The following is a 21747-nucleotide window of genomic DNA, read 5'->3' on the forward strand; positions in this document are numbered from 1 at the left end:
ATCTACACCTACTTGATAATTTTTTTAATTGCTTTATTAAATAATATATACAAATAATTAAATGCTGGCATTGGATCAGATATACTCCAAATAGCCGGTGCTTTCTTTCTAAATAAAGATTTAAATACATCTAACCTAGTCAGTTGGCCATTTTTTATATAATCTCTTATAGCTAGTTTATCTTCAAAAAAATAGCGGAATACATATCCAGTATCATAATCGATAACTTTTGGTGAAAGGTTGTCATTAACCATATCCTTGTATTGAATGTAAGGGAAGTTAAGCCCAGATTTATACAATAGATTATTTAGATTTGTAGTTCTCGTATTTATTTCAATTAAATAAAATTTACCAGTTTTTTCATCTTTTTTAAATTCAATTTCTCCAAAGCCTCTATAGCCTATTTTCTCAATAAATGGAATCCCGATATCTGCCAATTCTTTTACATATTTTTGTTCAGTATATACACTCGCTCCAAAGTTTATTGGAAATTGTCTAAGCTTTCTGCATGTAGTCCAGTGTGTTACTTTTCCTTGCTTGTCAACGTAAAAATCAAAAGTGTACATGTGATCGTCAAATCCAGGTATTATTCTTTGTACAAATACTTCAATTTGTTTATTTCTTGCTTTCTCAATAGAGTCTTCAAGCTCTTTGATATTGGTACAGTAAAATATCTTCTTTCTAAATTCATTCACAAATTTTGGTGAGTCAGTTGGTTTTACGATGCATGGAAACCCTATCATTTCAACAACTTTTTCTTTAAAGTTCGGATCATCTATATCCACAGTTTCAGGCACTAGCACATTGTTTTGTTGTGCTAATTTAATCAGGCTTTCTTTCTTCATCACCTCTGTCCATAAACCTTTTTTTACCATAGGAATTAGGTAATATTTTTTCAATATATCTAAGTTTTCATCTATGAATTCAGCATATGGGTCTGCAGATGGATATAAAACTGGCTTTTCAGATTCATTCTTTGCGATTTCAATAAGCTTATCTAAATAAGCTTCTTTTTCAGTTTTAAAATTCGGTGCTTCTATATGCTCATTAAGATACTTTGATTTTGAGCCATAAGTATCCTTCTGAGTATAATCTATTGCAATAGTATGTATTTTCTCTCTTCCTAGACACCTTATGATACTAAGCCCTATATAATAATTTGTCCCTAATATAACTGCTTTATTCATTTAGATTTCACTCCTTAAAAACACTTTCCCAAACAAATTATGTTTGGGATTGGTCAGATAACATCTCTCTTTGAAAAAACATAAAAACGCCAGCCATAATAAATAAATCCCCAATGCTCAATATTTTGGGCAATGGATAAGGCTTTGGGATATATATGATATCTGCTAGTAAAAATAATTTTGTATCTTCATCTGCTTTTATATGTATTATATCATATTCTCTTTCTTCAATTACATTTTCGTTTATATTCAAATCAGGTGGAAAATAAACTGGCATTTTCCCACCGTTTGCCATTATTACTACAAAATTTAAAACTATCCCTATTAAAAATAATTTCATATATATTTTTTTAATGTTCATCAATGAAGTAACTATCATCAAAATATAGCTTAATGCAATAAGGTAGTAGGAGAAATTAACTATAAATTTTTTAATTGTTAAACTATCACCATTATTTAATAATCCCATGAAACCTTGTATGAGAAAAGCAGCTATGAACAAAAAATACCCTTTGAAATTTACATTGATAAGATTATTGAATTTTCCGCCTCTAATTTTTGCTATTGCAATCGATAAAAAGGAAGGTTCTAGGAACATATTACACCTGAGTATTCATTTTATTAATCATATTTATAAAAGCATCAACTAATCTTGGATCAAACTGTGTTCCCTTGTATTTTTTTAGCTCTTCTATTGCCATTTCTTTTGTCAATGCTTTTCTATAAGGCCTATCTGTCGTCATAGCATCATAGGAATCTGCTATCATCAAAATACTCGCTTCAATAGGTATTTCTTCGCCTTTTAACCCGTCTGGATATCCAGAGCCATCATATTTTTCATGGTGATGTCGGACAATTTTTGTGACATCATTTAAAAAATGAACTTTTCCAATAATCTCTGCTCCTATAGTAGGGTGTTTCATAATGATTTCATATTCTTCTTGTGTCAATTTCCCAGCTTTATTCAAAATTTCATCTTTAATTCCAATCTTTCCAATATCGTGAAGCACAGCTGCAGTTCTTATGTTCTCAATGCTGTCAAAAGACAGATGATATTCTTTTGCTAAATTTACTGCAAGTTCTTCTACCCTATTAGCATGGCCACTGGTATAAGAATCTTTTGCCTCTACAGCTTTATTTAGTGCTTCGATAGTAGATATGTATAAATTTCTCATCTCTATATACAGTTTAAAGGAGTACCTTGCGAGCATAAGCGGTCCAAAGAACAAAATTACTGCTCCATATCCATAGCTTAAAAAAGCAAGTGCTATTATTATCCCTATTGTTCCTACAGCTAAAGCATTTGGAAACAACCCTCTAATGTTTCCAATCCAAGTGTTAACAAATGATGTATTCGTAGACAATGCTAGATAGCCTGATAAAACAATAGTGTTAAAAGCCACTCCTACTATCATAATCAATATAGTTGGTGCAAGTGAAAAATCTCCTATTTTACCATTGAAAGCAATATATATCAAACCCATAGTACCAGAAACCAACACACTTTGAACTACATTAAACAAGGTTTTATACACTGGCAGATTAAACAAATGTACATATCCTCTGCCTTCGATTTTAGGAAATCTAAATAGTACTCCTAGTGACGTAGTAGTAGCAGCTAATAATGGGCCTCCGATTATCACAGTAGCTACATTAATCGCATATCCAACAGAAACCCCGACAGCATTGTTTGGCATGGGAATTAGTAAAGATTCAACTGCAATGGACAATAAAGTCCAAAACACAAATAAAAAAATATTATCCATTTTATAATTTGTAAAAATATAAATATATAAACTCGCAGCCAATACAGTTAATACCGATAGATAAATTTTGGTTTTAAGATTTAGCTTCATAAAATCCTCCATATATAAAATGCCGGCTATCAATTTACTAGATTAAAGTGAAATTCGCGCCTGCTGCTAGAGCAAGTGCTAAAACGCTTAACAACATAGTTGCGATTTTTTTCATCGAATATAGCCTCCTTCATAGAGTACTCTGCTCATCCGCTAGTTAAGCATGCTATATTCGCTTCGCTATTTTTTATTATCTTCGCTTCATTTTAGCCGGCATTTTAGGCTATTTTGTTAAAAATCTGTTGATCGAATCTAAAGTAGCTTTTGCAACAGAAAGATAATAATCATTTTTTACTACACTAGAGCCTGATAGTATGATTTCTTGCCCATTTATTAGACTTGAAACTAAAACTACAACAACTTGTACACTAGCAATCATTAAATTTCTTATATCTTCTACAATAAACAAATCATTTATTCCAAGGGAATCTTCAACAGCCATTACTGTTGCTTCAGCAAGCATTCTTTCTATATTTCTGTTTGAGTTAATACCTGATTTAGAGGCAACAAACTCCTCATCAGCTTTAAGAATGCTAACCTTTACGTTGGCTTTGTTCCCAGATGTTTCTTTTGAAATTCCGTTTAATTTTAATCTAGGTTTTATCTTTCTAATATCTATATCATCTAATTGAGCAATGCTGATTTTTCTGTGATCTATCTTGTAATCAAAATTTGCTAATAGGACTGATTCAACATCCCTCGCAATTTGCTTAGGATTTCGTATTCCATTGGAAACAATATGGATTTCTTCAATCTGGTTTGCCTCTCCAATTATTATTTTACTTGAAATCACAGAATCGATTTGTTGTAAATTTTCTTCAATAATCTTATGATCCATATTATCCCCCACTATTAAGAATTTAGTGACAATTCACCATATATTGATAATACCATTTATGGCGTTGTTTTTCAATAAAATTAATTAAAAGCTCTCATTTTAAAAACGAGAGCTTTTGCTTGATGAAGACCTTCTTATGTGTATTGTATGAGGAACTATTTTTCTTTTTACTTTTCCTTCTTGCATATATTCAATCAATATTTTAACTGCTTCTTCTCCTAATGTATCTGCATGTATATCAACTGATGTAATCGGTATCTGAAATTGTCTAGAAAGTATACTGTTGTTAAAGCTTGCTACGGCAACTTCATCTGGTATTTTTATGTCTTTTTCTAATAAATATCTAACTACACCAAAAGCTACTAAATCGTCTGTGGCAAGGATTGCATCTGGATTGATTTTATTCTCAAATAAATACTTTGCATAAGTATATCCTGTTTTTTCATCAAAATCGCCTGTATAAATCAAATTTTCATCTAGCTTACATTGAGTTTCTATCAGGGCTTTTTCATAACCTTTTATTCTATGAACAGTGGCTATCAAATTTTTATCACCTGCTATGATAGCTATTTTTTTCTTTCCTTCATCTATTAAATGTTTAGTTAACTCATATGAAGCGGTTATATTGTCGTTATCAACATGATTAAAAATCTGTTTATCATCTAATGGAGATCCTATTACGCAAAATGGGAAATTAATTTCTCTTAGATATTTTATCGCATTGTCATTAACTCTACTTGTCATTAGAATTACTCCATCGATTTTTGATGCGCTAATTAGTTTCCTCATAGAGTCTATTTCGTCTTCTCCGCCTTGAAATGTTGCTAAAAGCACATCATAAGAACATACAGTAGCACCCCTTACAATTCCTCTTAAAGCCTCCTGAAAGAAAGGATTTAATAAAGTTTCTCCTGGCCTTACAGGCATGATAAGCCCGATTGTATTAGATGTCTTATTAGCTAAAGACCTTGCAATAGCATTAGGATAATAGCCTAATTCATTCATACAGTATTTTACACGTTTTGCAGTTTCTTCACTTATTCTAGGGCTATTGGATATTACTCTTGATACTGTGGAAGGCGAAACATTGGCCATCTTAGCAACATCTTTTATAGTAGTTCTCTTAATGCTTTGCATTATATCTTCATCCCTTTAATTAATTCTCATAGTAGTTTCTGTATCAAAAAAATGAATAGCATTTATATCAAATCCAAATTTGTGTACTTCTCCCTCATTGTACTCATAATGTCCTGGTGTAGATATCACTAAATCGGAACCATCCGATAATTTAGCATGAAGTATTTTCTCTTTACCAAGCATTTCAACTACTTCTATAGTCGCTGTAAAAGTATCTCCAAATTCCCCACCACTCTCAAATCTTTCAGGTCTTATACCTATTGAAACATTTTTATTTTCATATTTCTCTAAAACAATTTTATCTTCTTTAGATGGAGTGAGTATGATTGTCTCATTCTTTGATATGAATTTACCCTCTTTATATATTCCATCTATAATATTCATTGTAGGCGATCCAATGAATTTAGCAACAAAAATATTACTTGGTTTATTGTAAAAATCATCAGGCTTACCTACTTGCTGAATCTTACCCTTGTCTAGTAAAACAATCTTAGTAGCCATAGTCATGGCTTCGGTTTGATCATGTGTTACATATATAGATGTCGTGCCTAATTGCTTGTGAATTTTTACAAGCTCAACTCTCATATGTTCTCTTAACTTAGCATCTAAATTTGACAATGGCTCATCCATCAAAAATACTTTAGGGTTTCTAACAATCGCTCTACCTAATGCAACTCTTTGCCTTTGCCCCCCTGAAATATCTGCAGGCTTAGCATAAAGATAATCTTCAATTTGCAAAAGTTTTGCTGCAGATCTTACTCTCTCATCAATGATTTTTTTACTCTCTTTTCGCATTGTCAATGAAAATGCCATATTGTCGTAAACTGTCATATGAGGGTATAGAGCATATGATTGAAATACCATTGCAATATCCCTATCTTTAGGTGGTACTGTATTTACTCTCCTACCATCAAATAAGAGATCCCCCTCAGTTATAGAATTGAGGCCTGCAATCATCCTCAAAAGAGTAGTTTTACCACAACCAGATGGCCCCAAAATTACACAAAATTCTTTATCTTCAATATCTAGATTTATATCCCTTAAAGTGAAATCTTCTCTGCCTTCGTATTTTTTACCTATATTTTTAAGTTCTACTTTCATTGTATAATTCCCCCTATCCTTTTACAGAACCGCTTGTTAGTCCAGATACAAGCTGCTTTTGCAAAGCTATGAATAGTATTACAATTGGTACAGCAGTTAAAAGTCCTCCTGCCGCAAAAGCCGGTTGATTCATAGTTCTAAAATCGGTTACAAGTGTATAAAGCCCTGCAGCTAAAGTGTATGATTGTGGGCTCGTTAACAACACCTTGGCTAATAGATAATCCATAAAAGGTCCGATAAATGACCAAAGTGCAATTATAGTCAGCATTGGCCTAGCTATTGGCATGATTATCAATCTGTAAACATTAAAATTAGAACAGCCATCAATTTTAGCGGCATCATCTAATTCTGTAGAAACAGAGTCTATATAGCCTTTTAGTATAAATGTATTTGAGGCTATTGCTCCTCCTGTGTAAATTAAAATTAACATCATCTGTCTACTGAATTGAGGAATTATCGCCGAAACTATGGAATGCATAGTAAAATAAGCCGTTATACCAGCAAATGTTGGTATTGTCTGGATAAGTAATATTGCCATTAACGATGCATTCCTTCCCTTAAATCTATACCTAGAATATGCATATCCTGTGAATGATACGACAATTAAAGTCAATATAGCGGTTGTTCCTGCAATTATCAAAGTATTTTTAACCCAAGTTAAATAAAGTGTTTCGGTAAAAAGATATTGAAAATGTCTAATTGAAAACTCAAAATTTGAATTCGCCATTATATATTGTTGCTGCTTTCCATTGAATGCTGAAACAAACATTTGAAAAAGAGGCCAGATAATGGCATAAACCCAAGCAAACAATATCACGTATGTTATAAATATTCCAATTTTGCCAAATAAAGTCAATGGAGGTTTGTCAGAAAGATATAGTTTTTCTTTGTTTTCTTTTCTTTTCATCATCACAGTCTTCCCTCCTTAAATTGCTTGGAGTTTTTAAATCCAATGAACGTAAATAACATAAGCCCTAAAGATATAAACATGGTTATTGCTGCTCCAATAGCTTGGTATTGGTTATCCATTGTAAGTTTATAAATGTATGAAATCAATATATCTGATGATCCAGCTAAGTTTCCATATTTGATAGGATCAAATGGTCCTCCTCCATTAAATAAAAATATAGCAGAGAAATTGTTAAAATTGAACGTGTATTGTGTAACTAGCAATGGTGCAGTCTGGAATAATACAAGTGGTACCGTTATTCTTCTTATTTTATCCCAAGCGGTAGCTCCGTCCATGTCGGCAGCTTCATATAAATCTCCTGGTATCGCTTGAAGAACACCAGTTGTAAGAATAAAAATATATGAGCTACCGAGCCAGCCTTGCATCAGTATTAAAGCTATCCTTGTTAGAGTAGGATCATTTTTTATTTCTATTTTCATTCCAACTATATTGTTTATTATCTCAGTGAGTACTCCACGAGGTGCTAGCATTATGCTAAAGAACATTATTGTTATAAATGCAGGTACAGCCCATGGAAGTAGATATATAGTTCTGAAAAATTTCTTTCCTTTTATTCTTTCGTTGTTAACTAATAGAGCGAGTACAAATCCGATTAATATCGCTAAAGTTGTCGCTGCTAATGTCCATATTACTGTCCAACCAAGAATAAGCCAGAAAACTCTTCCCGCAAGACCTTCTCCCATTATTATCATCTTGTAATTAGTTATTCCAATCCAAGTAAATTTCGACTGATGTTGTGGATCCATGTTAGTAAATGACAATAGGAAAGTTGTCATGATGGGTACGAGTACTATAAACACAATAATTAATAGTGCCGGAAGCGATACAACATATGGAAATCCATCTTCTGAAATAGTCATTCTTGTTTCAAACCAGTTGCTTGGTCTTATCCCCTTTATAACATTTTTTTCAACTTTGTGAGCATCTATAAATGATATTATGAGCATTACCACAGCAATTATCGAAAGAAATACTGCTACAATTCCTTCTATTAAAAATATAATTGATTTATGAATTCTAAGTCCACCTTCAGCAAGATTTATAAGCCCTGCAATACCCTGCCCCTGATAATTTCCATACCCTAAAGCATATGGTATTGCTACTAGATAAATAAAAAGTGTTGCTATAAAAAATAAAAACATTTTCATGTACTGTTTATTTAATCCTTGCCCCAAGCCTGGAATTAGTATGGTTAAATATGAATAGTAAGGTATTGTCTTTTCAATTTCAACTGGTGTTTTTCTTCTGAAGTCAGAAATATCTGCTTCTAAAACCTTTGTCATCGTCTTTAAATCTTTTTTTAACTCATATTTTTTAGTTTTTATAAACTCTTTGTTTGCAAATTTTTTTGACTCTCTTTTCTTTATCTCTAAAGCATTTTCATATTTCTTTTTTAATTCTTTTATTCCATTTTCTTCAGCTTTTTTAGAAATTAAACCCTCTTTTCTTAACTTTTTAATTCTCAATTTCTCATTCTTGAAAATTTCTTTCTGCGAAACTTTAAATTTCTTAAAATCATTCTTAAAGTCTTTTTCATCAAGGTTTTTTAATTCTTCTTTCTCATTTAATGCGATGTTTAATTCTTTCTGCCCCTCAACAAAGAATTCTATTATCTTAGGCAAATGAATAGAATCTAAATTTGCTTTTCTATATTCGAATTCTGCATCATAAGATAAATCTATATATTCCTTGTAGAAAGTTAATTTTTTCTCACTTTCAAATAACCTTGTCTTAAGTCCTATTAATTTTCGGTTTGTCTTATCCTCTTTTAGTTCTTTGATATATACTTTTTTACTTCTTTTTAATTCATTTAAAAATTCTTTCTCTTTTTTTTCATAATCCCTAAGTGAAATTATATAAGAGTGGTTGCCCTTATTTCGCTTTACTTCTCTTCTTTCTTTTTTTAATTTTTGTTTTATAACATTATCCTTTTCACTTTTAATTTTTTCGTCAAGAAGCGCAAGCTCTAAGAGATATTTATTTTTTCTTTCATAAGTATTCCCTATATTATCGTAGAGAAAAACACTATATTTCCCCAAATTTTTCACCGCCTTTAACTATAGTCTTCTTTGAGAGCTATAAATATATATGTATAAATAATTAAAACAACATATACTGCCAATATCAGAAAATAAAATATTGAATTAAAGTTCCTTTGAATTGCAGTAAAAGCTAGACCACCTACTTCAAACAATAAAAATACATAAACCAGTATTTTATTTATATAAAACTTTGTCAATGTTAGAAATGCACTTATGCCTAATGCTACTGGAAAAATAATCCTCAACGCATACGATATTAAGTTTGCATTTAAGTACTCAACAAATGTGTCTTCAATAGGATACTGTGTTAGATTGTTTGTTAATACCCATTTGTTAAAAATTGTACTGTCTTTAATGATAATCATCAATTCCATCGAAGATAATAAAATGATGACTGAGCATAAAATAACAAGTACGTAGAAATGTTTATTTGATATATGTTTCATATTATCCCTCTTTATTGTTTAATACTCTGGGAATAGATTCTATCCCCAGAGTATCTCTAACTAAAAGTTGTTCATCATCGACTTAAATGCAGCTTGCATTACTGAATAAGCCTCTTCAGCACTTGCAGGTTTTGTAGAAGACCAAGATAATATCCCGTTTTTCCAAGTGTCCCATACTGAACCCCATTCTGTAAATAGTGGTCTTGCAGGAGCATTGTTATATGATTCAATGACTGCAGATATTACTTTCTTGTCAACATCTGACAAATCTGAATTCATATATTCTTCTACTTTTACGTTTTCCATAATCTTTCCTGTTGCTTTAAAGAAATCAATTGCATATTCTGGATTTAGTACTTCTTCTATAAAAGCTTGTCCCAATGCCATTTTATTTGCATCGCCTTCATTTCTAGAATTGATTACCATTCCCCATCCGCCTTTCCAGTGAGCCAAAGGATAACCTGCCACTGTAACTTTATTGATAGGAATGATGTCTAAATCAGCACCATTTCCAGCTAATGCAGAAAGACTTGCTGTTGACCATGGACCTTCAAGTCTTATAGCTGTATTTCCGCCTGTTGTGAATTCAGTATCCATGTATCCCCATGCAGCATCAGCATCCCATAAAGGTGTACCGTTTTCATTATGTTGTTTCCAATAGTCGTATAATGCAGTAAATACAGCCTTTTGTTGGTCATTTAGTTCGCTAAAATCTTTTGTCATATCTGAATATAAGTTTCCAGAATCATCTTTACCTAATAATTCTAATCCCGCTGCATTTGTAAATGAAACTCCAAACCAAGCATCAAATGCTGGCACTAGCATATCTTGATACTCTAATTCAGTAAATTCAATGTCTTTTGTTAAATCAACGCCCAATGTTTCAGCATTTTTAGTGTTTACAAAGTTAATAAGAGTTTCAATATTCATAGGAAATGCTAAATACTCTCCATCAATATTGAAGTTCCCACCCAATCCTTCGTCAAAGTTTTCAAATCCACCGATATTTTCAGCCATAGTTTTAGCATCTAAAGCTGCTAATGCTTCATTTTGTGACAATCCATAAATTCTATCTGCTGGTATTGCAAAAACATCAGCTACATCTGGATTTGTAACATCTGTTGCATCAAGAACATCTAGATGGTCAAATGATGGAATTTCAATAAATTCAATCACTGCCTCTGGATTCTTTTCAATAACTCTTTGTGCTGCTGCTTCGTAATAAGGTTTCCAAGTAGATTCAACTTGTACACTTATGGTAGCTTTAATACCCTCTTCTGTAGTTGTAGGTTCTTCATTAGTTGGTTCTTCAGTGCCACTTGAACATGCTGTAATTGAAAGTGCTACAACCAATAACAATGCTAACAAAATTCTCTTCTTCATTTTTTTCCCTCCATTTTTTATGCATACGATTGCATAATATTTAAATATATAATTTAACTTTATGGATCGCGTGAACTACACGACCCATAAAAATTAAATCCTCTCTATTTGCCAAATTTCTTTAGCATATTCTGTTATAGTTCTATCTGAGCTAAATTTACCCGAATTTGCAATATTTAACCATGCTTTCTTAGCAAATCCTAATCTATCTTTATATGCAATATCTACTTTTTGTTGCATATCACAATAGCTTTGAAAATCAGCTAATACGAAATATACATCTGGTCTTTCCCAATTAGTGCCATAGATTAGTGAATTGTAAATATCTTTGTAAGCTCCCGTTGTATCTGTAAAAGTTCCATCAACTAATGTATCAACAACTCTTTTAAGCCTAGAATTAGTTTCATAAATTTGTTTTGGATCATAATTAGGAGCTAAATTTTGAATTTCTTCAACTCTCAATCCAAATATGAAGTTATTTTCTTCTCCTGCTTCTTCAACTATCTCTATATTTGCACCATCATAGGTTCCAATAGTAGGTGCTCCATTTAACATCAACTTCATGTTTCCAGTGCCTGATGCTTCTTTACCTGCTGTTGATATCTGTTCAGATATATCAGCGCTAGGCATTATTTTTTCTGCATAAGACACCCTATAGTCTTGAACAAATACAACTTTTATTTTCCCATTTATAGTGTCATCATTATTTACTAAGTTTGCTATGTCATTAATATATTTAATAATCCCTTTTGCTCTAAAATAACCTGGAGCTGCTTTCCCTCCGAAAATGAAGGTTCGCGGATATATATCTAGCATAGGATTTTCTTTAAGCCTAAAGTAGAGATCCAAAATATGAAAAGCATTAAGCAACTGCCTTTTATACTCATGTATTCTCTTTACTTGTACATCAAAAATTGAATCCTTTGATATTTCTATGCCTTCCACTTCTTTGATGTATTGAGCTAATTTTTCTTTTCTTTTTTGTTTTACATTCATAAATTCTTCTAGCACATTTTTATCATCTGCAAATTTCTCTAGTTCTTTTAGTTTACTTAAATCCGTTATCCAACTATCCGAGTTTAACAGACGAGTTATTAAACTCGATAGCTCAGGATTTGCTTGCAATAGCCATCTTCTTTGAGTTATTCCATTTGTTTTATTGTTGAATTTTTTAGGATATAGTTTGTACCAATCATTTAGTTCTTTATTAATAAGCAAATCTGTGTGTAGTTTTGCTACACCGTTAACTGATTTAGATCCATAAATAGCAAGCCAAGCCATTTTTATGTTGCCATTGTGAATTATCTCATATTTATAAATATCTTCATCTTTAATGCCCATGCTTTTAATTTCAGTTATTAATTTTGCATTAATTCTATTAATAATATCTATTATATTTGGAAGTAGTTCCTCATAGTACTTTATTGGCCATTGTTCTAAAGCCTCTGCCATCAAAGTATGATTTGTATAACCAAATGTCTTTTGTGCAATCTCAAAAGCTTCTTCAAAAGTTAAACCTTCACCTAATAAAAGTCTTATGAGTTCAGGTATAGCAACCGCAGGATGAGTATCGTTGAGTTGAATTGAATGATATTTATAAAACTCGTGCAAATCGCGATTACTTTTCTTAAACTTTCGAAGTAGATCTTGTAAAGATGCAGAAACAAAGAAATACTCTTGCTTTAATCTTAATTTCTTCCCTTCCTCATACGAATCATTAGGATATAGCACTTTAGCTATATTTTCAGCATCATTTTTAGCTTTTACAGCTAAATCGTAATTTTGATCATTAAATGCCTTGAAGTCAAATTCATCTAGCGATTCTGCCTTCCAAAGTCTAAGAGTGTTGATTAATTTCTTATCATATCCTATTATAGGATAGTCATAAGGTACGGCCTTAATTATCGTATGATCGAAATTTACATACACCGTTTCTTTAACTTTTCTAATTCCCCAAGGGTCACCGTATTTGGTCCAATTATCAGCAACTTCTACTTGCTCTCCGTTTATAAATTTTTGTTTAAATAATCCAAAATCATATCTAATACCATATCCATCTAAAGGATACCCTAGGCTAGCAGCTGAATCGAGAAAGCACGCTGCAAGCCTACCTAATCCACCATTTCCTAAAGCAGGGTCTTGCTCAGATTCTTCAATTTCAGAATAACTTATTCCTAAATCATTTAAGATTCTATCTACTTCATCTTTTACTCTCAAACTAATTAGATTATTATCTAAAAATCTTCCCAGTAAATATTCAGATGAAAAATAATACGCTTTTTTCTTGTCTTTTGTCTTCTCAATAGATTCATTCCAAATAGGTAAAACTGTTTCCATTAGCGCTTTTGATAATGCAACATATTTTTCACTATCATCAAGTTCGTTGAATCCACTTCCAAAAGTTGTTATTGAATATATTTCAATCCTTTGTTTTAAATCTTCGTGATTAATCAAACTATTCCCTCCTGTAAGTCTTTGTCAGATCTTTTATCGCTGCAGCCAATTCATCAGTTAACATCGACTTATCTATTCTCCATTTCCAGTTATTCCCAAGGGTAGCGGGCGTATTCATTCTAGCCTCTTGTCCTAAATTTAAAAAGTCTTGCATTTGGCAAACAGCTAAATATGCCCCCGATGACCAAACTCCTCTTATAAGTCCCCAGCTATATCCTTCTTTTTCATCAAGTTTCAGATATTTTACCGCAAATTCCTTTTCTTCTAATGGAGCTGTATCAAACCAATCTTTTACCGTCTTATTATCATGAGTCCCTGTGTAGAAAGTAGCATTTCTGATTAAATTATGTGGTAAATTTTCACTATCTCCATAAGGGTCAAATGCAAATTGGAGTATTTTCATGCCAGGAAATCCTGTATCTTCTATCAGTTTTATCACTTCTTCTGTTTGATAACCTAAATCTTCTGCAATTATATCCAAATCTCCTAGCTCTTCTTTAATCTTTTTAAATAATTTTATTCCTGGTCCTTTAACCCATTTGCCGTTAACAGCATCTTCCGAACCATATGGAACTTCCCAATACGATTCAAAACCTCTAAAGTGGTCAATCCTTAAAGTATCAAACATGTTGAAGCTATGTCTTATTCGATCTACCCAAAATTTATAGCCATCTTCTTCCATCTTATTCCAGTTATATATTGGATTTCCCCAAAGCTGTCCTTTGCTTGTAAAATCATCAGGTGGTACACCAGCTACTGTCTTTGGTATCAAATTTTCATCTAAATTAAAATTATACGGATGTGCCCAAACATCTGAGCTATCTTCCGAAACATATATTGGTAAATCCCCAATTATTTTTATCCCTTTGCTATTTACATAATTTTTTAATTTGTGCCACTGTTTTTCAAAATAATATTGAGTAAAAATCCAAAAATAGATTCTATCAGAACTATTTTTTTCAAAATCAATAATTTCTTTACTGTCAAACTGTCTAAATTCAATAGGCCAATTCAGCCATGATTGCCCATTAAATTCGTCTTTTAGTGACATGAATAAAGCAAACTCTCTAAGCCAATATTTATTTTTTTGATAAAATAAGTCTAGTTCATTCTTTATTGAATCTTTAGCTCTATCATAGGCAATCCTTAATAGTTTGTATTTTCCTATGTACAATTTGCCATAATCTACATAATTTTCATTTTCGCCAAGATCTTCATTTTTGATTTCGTCAGGAGTCAGATAATTCAATTCAATGAATTCTTCTAAATCTATAAAATATGGATTCCCGGCAAAAGCTGAAAAACATTGATAGGGACTATCTCCAAACCCAGTTACTCCTAAAGGAAGTATTTGCCAATTCTCTTGGCCAGCTTTTTCTAAAAAATCTGCAAAATTATAAGCTTCTTTCCCAAAATCCCCAATTCCATATTGACTTGGCAACGATGAAATGTGCATTAAAATCCCGCTAGTTCTTTTCCTCAAAGGTTTACACCTACTTTCTATGACTTTGTGCAACCGTTTGTACAACTTAATAATAGTTTATCTTAATATTCTTTTTTTGTAAAGGTTTTTTTAAGATATTAAAAGCTGTGTTTTAAAACACAGCTTTTAATATCTTAAAATTGCTACTATAGGTTTTTCAATTGGTAAGTTTTCTTTTTCTAAAACATAGACTTTGCCACCATTAAACAGAGTCTTTAGCGCTATGAAATCAAATAAGTCTGTGTTTAAAGCTGTTTCTTCATTTGTAACTTCGACTTCAAATTTTTCTTCATCAAATCTCCCAAATAACTGATAGTCCTCTGCAACAAACAATATTTCAATATTTCCTGCAAAACTTAACTTAACTAATTCTTTTACATCTTCACTCACTAATTGGGGATTTGCATTTTTTAATTCTAGAAATTTATTCTTATCTTCTTCTATTTTCTTTTCTATTAATTTTGAATTTATTACCGTAGCTTTTTCATGAATTTCTTTTTCTTTAACTTCCATAGGGCTTCCTTTTATATATTCATCTAAAATATTTTTATACGAACTTACCTCTTTATACATCGAATATATATATTCAACACTATAGATGATCAAAGGTTTTCTAGTATCATCAATCAATTTACAAACTTCTTTATCTATATTTCTCAAGAAATTTGATATTTCGATTTTTTCTGTTTTACTCAACTCATGAAGGCTGTGCAATCTCCCCCCAAAGCCTCCTCTTGCTGCTCCTTTTGGACTTGTAGCTTCCTGATGAAGTTCATTCCCAGGAACAAAGTTTTTTACTATTTCGTCTATTTGAGGAGAATCAATTTTATTTATTTCAAATGGAGTAGCTTCATACAAATTCACATCTTCTAAACTGAGTGTCAATACATAAAATTGAGATAGTTGAGTAAAGTATTTCAATAAGGGTCTTATATAGAACCTATTGGACACAATTGACATCTCTTTAAATTTAACAGGTAAAGTGAAGTAAGTAAAAAAGTCATCAGAAATAAATATTGCTAATCCATCTTCTTGATATTGCCAAAAAATAGTTTCATCGACAAGTCTGTAGGCTGGTTTTAATAGGTTTTCTACATCCCTTTTTGTATATCCTAAACTAGAAAGCTTATCTTCCACCTCATTGAGTCTATTTTTTAGTATTATCCTGTTTTGATTTACTTCAATGCCTGCTCTATAAGTAGGCATATAAATAGACACCAATGCCTTACCTTCAAAGTTAGATAAATTGATGATTGTGTTTAGTTCTAGTTTTTTCATCAGCATCTCCCCCTTATTGTTTTGTAGTCAATATCTTATGTCTTATATTATAGTTACCACTTTTACTCCAACATAAACATTTATAATAATGATTGTATAAGAAAAAAATATATGTTAGAATAACCCCATAGGGGTATAGGAGGTGTGAAATGAAAGAAAAATTGATGGGAGTATTATCTGTCTTTACGGCATTGTCTGCAAGCCTTTGCTGAAGTGGAACGCTTATATTAGCTACCCTAGGTCTAGGGTCAGTGGGAAGTGCTTATTTTTCAAATTTGACAAAGTTTAAACCATTGTTTGTATTGTTAACTGGTTTGTTGATTTATAAAGGTTATGTTTCACTTGAAAAAAAGAAAGCATCAAAATTTACTAAATTATTCTTTTATATATCATCTTTTGTAGCAATAATTATGCTATACCTTCCAACGATTATAAACTATTTAAGTTAGTTTTCTAATTTTCTGTATAATGTTGCTAAGCTTATATCTAGCCTTTTGGCTAGATTTTTCTTTTCCTCAACACTATCTCCTATTAGTAAAATTTCTTTCTTTAAAAATTCTTTCTCAAATTCCTTTACAACCTGCTTTAAAGTCTTATCATTTACAATATTGTTTTTCTTAGAACTGATTTTCTTTAAAACCTTACTTTCATCTATTATGTCATTATTTTCAAATATGACACAGTACTCTACTATATTTTTTAATTCACGGACATTCCCAGGGAACGAATACTCTAAAAGCAATTTCTCTGCTTTTGTTGTAAATCCTTTTATGTTTTTATCATACACTTTATTAAAATTGTCTAGAAAATATCTCGCTAATAATAAAACATCATATCCTCTTTCTCTAAGTGGAGGTATATTTATCTGAATTATATTCAACCTATAGAAAAGGTCTTCTCTGAATTCATTCTTTTCCACTAGTAAAGATAAATTCTTATTAGTAGCAGCGATAATCCTAGGATTTGTTTTTATTGTATTTGTAGAACCTATTCTCTTTATTTCTTTTTCTTCTAAAGCTCTCAATAATTTAACTTGGGTTGAATACTTCAATTCACTTATTTCATCTAGTAAAAGTGTCCCATTTGTAGACACTTCAAAAATCCCTTTCTTTCCACTAGCCAAAGCTCCTGTGAACGAGCCCTTCTCATACCCAAACAATTCGCTCTCTATTAAACTATCTGCTATCGCACCACAGTTTACAGCCATATATATGTCTTTGGATCGATTGCTTGAAAAATGTATAGCTTTTGCAAACACTTCTTTTCCAGTACCAGTTTCTCCATATATCAAAACCGGTACATCCACCTTGGCACTTTCAATAGCTTGAAGTCTAGCTTGTCTTATAGCTTCACTCTCGCCGACTATATCATCAAATGTGGTAAACTCCTTATATCTATCCGATTTCATAATGGAGTCTTTCATCTTTTTGAAATCTTTAAATACAAATACATGCCCTTTTCTCTCACTACTAAAATAAAATGTATTGATTTGAACCATATATTCATTACCATTTATGTACACTGGTCCTAAATCGCCACAAAATCCTTCAGTAATTTTATCCAATATTTTATCTGGTAAAATATCCGATAGCTTGTAATCAAAGTTCTTTTTTAGCTCAAATCTCTTTACTACATATTCATTTGTGCTTTGAATATTTAAGGAGTTATCAGCGACAATAATGCCTTCATTTATTGAGTTAATGAGTGTTTTAAACTCTAAATGTCTATATTCTAAAAGCTCAGCATAATCCCGTCTTTTTAAAATTTCCTCAATTATGCCTCTGATCCTAATTTCTAAATTATAGAATCTGTCCTTATTTAAAACGAAACTTTCTTTTGTCTTTTCATCGAAAGCGCAAAGACCAATGACTCCAATTATCATATTATCATACTTTATTGGCAAACACATCTCAACTAATTCATTGCATTCAAGTAGATTCTCGCATTGTGTGCAAAACTCATTTTCTCTAGGATTTACTATAAAATAACTCTCTGCTGTTAATAAGCACTTGTGAAATAACGAATTTAGTGGTGCTTTTTCTCCTATTGTATTTGCCAGCACCCCAGTAGCGGCTACTCTAAATAATTCCTCATCAACTATTGCCATATCCACATTAGTCACGTCGTGTAAAGATTCAATTATTTCTTGAAGCTCAGATTTTATATCATATAAAAGCGTCACGGTATCACCTACTATATATTTATAATAGTAAGTTATCATTTTTGAGAAATTTAAGCAACATCATTCCCTGAAAATAATAGATCCGTCTTTAACTCCATCAATAATCACGAGTGATTCTAAATCTAGACCTTTTTCTCTAATAATATCCCCACCTTTTTGAAATCCTTTTTCTATAACTATACCTATGCCTTCTACTTTTGCATTAGCCTGATCAATAATGTCTATCAGTCCTTCTAAAGCCTTTCCATTTGCTAAAAAATCATCTATAATTAATATTTTGTCTTGTTTATTTATAAACTTTTTAGCTACTCTTACAGTATACGTTTCATTTTTTGTATATGAGTTTACTTTACTTTCATATGTATTATCATCTAAATTAGTTGACAAAGTTTTTTTAGCAAATACTACATCAACATCAAAATACTGTGCTGTAATAGCAGCAATTGCAATTCCAGAAGCTTCAATTGTCAATATTTTGTTGATGTTTTTATCTTTAAATCGTTCATAAAATTCTTTGCCAATTTTATTTAATAGCTTGATATCTAATTGATGATTTAAAAATGAATCAACCATGATTATATTATTGTCTTTGACTGTGCTATCCTTAATTATTCTGTTTTTAAGATATTCCATTTAATCTCCTCCATATAATTTTATTATATACTAATACAATTCAGGACAATAATCAACAGAAAGAGAAAGTTGTGTATTCTCATATTTGAGAATTCATTCTAATTTATTATAAAGATTTTTCATAAATCTTACTAAAATCGTCCTAATACAATGTTTTGAGCTTTTTAACAAGCGAATGTTTAGGCATGATTATTGCATATTATATCTTTGGAGGGGATATAATTGGAAGAAAAATTATTATCTATATTGAAAAATCAGGTTGTAAAAGCTTTGGGATGCACAGAACCAGCAGCAGTAGCATTAGCTGTTGCAAAAGCTAGAGAAATATTAGCTGAAGATATAGAGAGCTTAGAAGTAAATGTAAATACTAATGTATTAAAAAATGGAATGTGTGTAGGTATACCCTTTACTAATGAGAAAGGACTTGTTATGGCTTGTGCTATAGCCATGATACATGGTAATTCTTCTGATGGCCTCGAGGTACTAAATAATATAGATGATGATACTTTACAACAAGCTAGGTGCATTGTAGATAGAGACTCTATAAAAATAAAAGTGGATTTTGAAAAAGACTTCTTCTATATTGATGTAAGAGCGTATTCAAAAAATAATTATTCACAGGTTATTATTAAAGATAATCACACAAACATTTGCTATGAATCTTTGAATGGAAAGGTTATTAAGAATGAAAGTAGTTTAGAAAATAAATTAGACTTAAAAAACGAGATAAAAAATTATGATATAGATGATTTAATATATTTCTCAAGGAATATAAATATCGAGAAAATATATTTCATTAAAGAGGGAATAGCTGTCAATTTAAATTTAGCTCAAATCGGAGCAAGTAAAGATCTCGGAATTGGATTATGTAAGGTGTACATAAGAGATGCTGATGATGTATATAAAAAGGCAAAAGCACTTACCGTGTGTGCATCTGAAGCTAGAATGTCTGGCTATCCATTATCTGTCATGAGCTCAGCAGGAAGTGGTAATCATGGTTTAGTAGCTATTATACCTCTAGCAGTCATTGGAGAAGTACTTAAAAAAACAGAAGAAGAAATAATCAGGGCTATAACTTTAAGTCATTTAGTGACAATTTACGTGAAAGCACATATTGGCACTCTCACTCCTGTATGTGGTTGTTCAGTAGCTTCCGGTTTAGGCTTAAGTGCAGGGCTTACAATGCTTGAAAATGGAAATGACCAAAAAATAAAGGCAAGTATAAATAACACACTTGCCGGTATCTCTGGTATGTTTTGTGATGGGGCAAAAGAGGGATGCGCTTACAAATTGTCAATATCTGTTACAGCCGCAATAGAAGCATCTCATTTAGCTCTATCAGGTGTTCAAATTCCCTATGATAATGGCATACTCGGTGAAACAGTTGAAAAATCAATAAAAAACCTTCATAAAGTGACATCAGAAGGCATGAAAAATGTAGATAGAGAAATTCTAGAAATAATGCTTAATAAGCTTAATTAGCATTTTCTATATCTAGGAGGGCTTTCTTAATTTCAAGTCCTCCTTTGTATCCGACTAATGATTGATCAGAACCTACTACTCTATGGCATGGGACTATGATAGGAATCGGGTTTTTGTTATTTGCTCTTCCAACAGCTCTATAGGCTTTCTTGTTTTCTATGTTCATTGCGATTTCTTTATAAGTCTTAGTTTCTCCATATGGTATTTTTAACAATTCATTCCAAACTTTGACTTGAAATTCAGTTCCATACAGTTCAATAGGCACAGTGAAGATTTTTCTATTACCATTTAAATATTCTTCTATTTGTCTTATTGCATTTTCTATCGTTGGCGTCATCTCAAATTTATATTCTTTATCTATCTTTTCTTCATTGTACTCAATTCTAAATATTTTTCTGTTTGTCTCGTAAATATTTAAATTCCCAATTTTACTTTCAAAAGAAAAAACATATTTAGGCATTTTAATTTGCTCCTTTTTTGATGTTTTTATATCTTTGAATGTTTTCTTCTGTTAAAAATTCATAAGCATCATTGATCTCTTGAAATCTTCTAGTTGCATCTGGCGCTTTGTTTAAATCAGGATGGTACTCTTTCGCTTTTTTTCTATATGCCAATTTCACTTGATAAATGTCAGTTTCTGGTGATACTCCCAATAGTTCACAGCTTTTTTCATATTTACTAATAAATTCAGTCGTAGGGTTTTGATATGTTGCACCTCTGTATTGCCCATTTCCATTCTGATAGTAGCCTTGATATCCCCTGTTGAAATTTTGATATTCTTGCCACTGCCTAAATCTTTCTTCCCACTCTTCTTTTTCTCTTCTCTGCCTTTCTTCCCTCTCTTTTCTTTCCCTTTCTTCTTCCATATTTCTATATTTTCTGCTGAATTCATCAAAAGACTTGTACTCTGTTTTTCCTTCGATCAAATATTCACTTAAGTCAAATAAATATTCAGTTGTTATATATTTTAGATATTGTAGATATGAAATAAATTTCTTCCCTAAAATCGGAATTACAATAAATAGAAATATTGTAATAATAGTTATCGGATTAAATAATAGTGCTATTCCTAAAGGTGAGAATAAAAGAAATATTACTAATATGCCACCCATCGCTATCAATGTCAATAATATTTTGCCTAGTCCCACTATTAAATCCACTATGGTTGTAAATATCCAAATCAGTCCGTCAAAAATTATAGAAATCACTTTTGCTAAACCGTAAATAAATTTTCCTGCAATTTTTTTTAAAAAGTTCATCACAATCCCCTTTAAT

The 21747-nt window shown here is 31.4% G+C and carries 18 protein-coding genes; 1 reads left to right on the top strand and 17 read right to left on the bottom strand.

What is annotated here, in order from left to right:
* Positions 1-8 precede the first annotated feature (8 nt).
* The 15 genes from E4100_RS07625 to E4100_RS07695 all read right to left on the bottom strand — a co-directional run bounded on the left by E4100_RS07625 (position 9) and on the right by E4100_RS07695 (position 18990).
* Complete coding sequence (locus tag E4100_RS07625; protein WP_135271446.1) at positions 9-1187, bottom strand: carboxylate--amine ligase; 1179 nt, start codon at positions 1185-1187, stop codon at positions 9-11.
* 37 nt (positions 1188-1224) lie between these two features.
* A complete protein-coding gene (locus E4100_RS07630) occupies positions 1225-1785 on the bottom strand; it encodes a DUF5317 domain-containing protein (RefSeq protein ID WP_135271447.1) in 561 nt (186 codons plus the stop codon).
* Between the two features lies 1 nt (position 1786).
* Positions 1787-3043 (bottom strand): HD-GYP domain-containing protein, encoded by a 1257-nt coding sequence (locus E4100_RS07635; RefSeq protein ID WP_167792104.1) that lies wholly within the window; start codon positions 3041-3043, stop codon positions 1787-1789.
* Positions 3044-3266: 223 nt separating this feature from the next.
* Positions 3267-3881 carry a hypothetical protein gene (locus E4100_RS07640; protein ID WP_135271449.1) on the bottom strand — a complete coding sequence of 205 codons (615 nt, stop codon included), beginning with the start codon at positions 3879-3881 and terminating at the stop codon, positions 3267-3269.
* Between the two features lie 99 nt (positions 3882-3980).
* Entirely contained in the window at positions 3981-5018 is a 1038-nt protein-coding gene (locus E4100_RS07645) for a LacI family DNA-binding transcriptional regulator (RefSeq protein WP_135271450.1), read from the bottom strand.
* A gap of 15 nt (positions 5019-5033) precedes the next feature.
* Positions 5034-6119 (bottom strand): ABC transporter ATP-binding protein, encoded by a 1086-nt coding sequence (locus E4100_RS07650; RefSeq protein ID WP_135271451.1) that lies wholly within the window; start codon positions 6117-6119, stop codon positions 5034-5036.
* A 13-nt stretch (positions 6120-6132) separates the two neighbouring features.
* Positions 6133-7029 carry a sugar ABC transporter permease gene (locus E4100_RS07655; protein WP_135271452.1) on the bottom strand — a complete coding sequence of 299 codons (897 nt, stop codon included), beginning with the start codon at positions 7027-7029 and terminating at the stop codon, positions 6133-6135.
* Complete coding sequence (locus E4100_RS07660) at positions 7029-9137, bottom strand: carbohydrate ABC transporter permease (RefSeq protein ID WP_425596614.1); 2109 nt, start codon at positions 9135-9137, stop codon at positions 7029-7031. Before E4100_RS07660 ends, E4100_RS07655 begins: the two co-directional genes overlap by 1 nt.
* Positions 9138-9142: 5 nt before the next feature.
* Entirely contained in the window at positions 9143-9577 is a 435-nt protein-coding gene (locus tag E4100_RS07665) for a hypothetical protein (RefSeq protein WP_135271454.1), read from the bottom strand.
* 60 nt (positions 9578-9637) lie between these two features.
* Positions 9638-10960: a sugar ABC transporter substrate-binding protein gene (locus E4100_RS07670; protein WP_135271455.1), complete on the bottom strand. Its 1323-nt coding sequence runs from the start codon at positions 10958-10960 to the stop codon at positions 9638-9640.
* 93 nt (positions 10961-11053) lie between these two features.
* Entirely contained in the window at positions 11054-13414 is a 2361-nt protein-coding gene (locus tag E4100_RS07675) for a glycogen/starch/alpha-glucan phosphorylase (RefSeq protein WP_135271456.1), read from the bottom strand.
* Position 13415: 1 nt separating this feature from the next.
* Positions 13416-14942: a 4-alpha-glucanotransferase gene (gene malQ / locus E4100_RS07680; RefSeq protein ID WP_345702330.1), complete on the bottom strand. Its 1527-nt coding sequence runs from the start codon at positions 14940-14942 to the stop codon at positions 13416-13418.
* Positions 14943-15023: 81 nt separating this feature from the next.
* Positions 15024-16175, bottom strand: coding sequence for a baeRF7 domain-containing protein (locus E4100_RS07685; protein WP_135271457.1), 1152 nt, complete (start codon positions 16173-16175; stop codon positions 15024-15026).
* Positions 16176-16620: 445 nt separating this feature from the next.
* Positions 16621-18357, bottom strand: a complete 1737-nt coding sequence (locus E4100_RS07690) for a sigma-54 interaction domain-containing protein (protein ID WP_209315315.1) — start codon at positions 18355-18357, stop codon at positions 16621-16623.
* 60 nt (positions 18358-18417) lie between these two features.
* Entirely contained in the window at positions 18418-18990 is a 573-nt protein-coding gene (locus E4100_RS07695) for a xanthine phosphoribosyltransferase (RefSeq protein ID WP_135271458.1), read from the bottom strand.
* Positions 18991-19212: 222 nt separating this feature from the next.
* On the opposite strand from E4100_RS07695, the gene E4100_RS07700 reads away from it, so the two are divergent.
* Positions 19213-20472: an L-cysteine desulfidase family protein gene (locus E4100_RS07700; protein ID WP_135271459.1), complete on the top strand. Its 1260-nt coding sequence runs from the start codon at positions 19213-19215 to the stop codon at positions 20470-20472.
* Here E4100_RS07700 and E4100_RS07705 read toward each other — a convergent pair.
* Positions 20465-20932: a methylated-DNA--[protein]-cysteine S-methyltransferase gene (locus E4100_RS07705; RefSeq protein ID WP_135271460.1), complete on the bottom strand. Its 468-nt coding sequence runs from the start codon at positions 20930-20932 to the stop codon at positions 20465-20467. The genes E4100_RS07700 and E4100_RS07705 overlap by 8 nt on opposite strands.
* Before the next feature lies 1 nt (position 20933).
* Entirely contained in the window at positions 20934-21731 is a 798-nt protein-coding gene (locus E4100_RS07710) for a J domain-containing protein (protein WP_135271461.1), read from the bottom strand.
* Positions 21732-21747: the final 16 nt, after the last annotated feature.

Source organism: Soehngenia longivitae, assembly GCF_004684055.1.
Lineage (GTDB): Bacteria > Bacillota > Clostridia > Tissierellales > Tissierellaceae > Soehngenia > Soehngenia longivitae.

Excerpts from the sequence above, each read along its gene's own strand:
- E4100_RS07625 (WP_135271446.1), bottom strand. The coding sequence starts at position 1,187 with ATGAATAAAGCAGTTATATTAGGGACAAATTATTATATAGGGCTTAGT.
- E4100_RS07630 (WP_135271447.1), bottom strand. The coding sequence starts at position 1,785 with ATGTTCCTAGAACCTTCCTTTTTATCGATTGCAATAGCAAAAATTAGA.
- E4100_RS07635 (WP_167792104.1), bottom strand. The coding sequence starts at position 3,043 with ATGAAGCTAAATCTTAAAACCAAAATTTATCTATCGGTATTAACTGTA.
- E4100_RS07640 (WP_135271449.1), bottom strand. The coding sequence starts at position 3,881 with ATGGATCATAAGATTATTGAAGAAAATTTACAACAAATCGATTCTGTG.
- E4100_RS07645 (WP_135271450.1), bottom strand. The coding sequence starts at position 5,018 with ATGCAAAGCATTAAGAGAACTACTATAAAAGATGTTGCTAAGATGGCC.
- E4100_RS07650 (WP_135271451.1), bottom strand. The coding sequence starts at position 6,119 with ATGAAAGTAGAACTTAAAAATATAGGTAAAAAATACGAAGGCAGAGAA.
- E4100_RS07655 (WP_135271452.1), bottom strand. The coding sequence starts at position 7,029 with ATGATGAAAAGAAAAGAAAACAAAGAAAAACTATATCTTTCTGACAAA.
- E4100_RS07665 (WP_135271454.1), bottom strand. The coding sequence starts at position 9,577 with ATGAAACATATATCAAATAAACATTTCTACGTACTTGTTATTTTATGC.
- E4100_RS07670 (WP_135271455.1), bottom strand. The coding sequence starts at position 10,960 with ATGAAGAAGAGAATTTTGTTAGCATTGTTATTGGTTGTAGCACTTTCA.
- E4100_RS07685 (WP_135271457.1), bottom strand. The coding sequence starts at position 16,175 with ATGAAAAAACTAGAACTAAACACAATCATCAATTTATCTAACTTTGAA.
- E4100_RS07695 (WP_135271458.1), bottom strand. The coding sequence starts at position 18,990 with ATGGAATATCTTAAAAACAGAATAATTAAGGATAGCACAGTCAAAGAC.
- E4100_RS07705 (WP_135271460.1), bottom strand. The coding sequence starts at position 20,932 with ATGCCTAAATATGTTTTTTCTTTTGAAAGTAAAATTGGGAATTTAAAT.
- E4100_RS07710 (WP_135271461.1), bottom strand. The coding sequence starts at position 21,731 with ATGAACTTTTTAAAAAAAATTGCAGGAAAATTTATTTACGGTTTAGCA.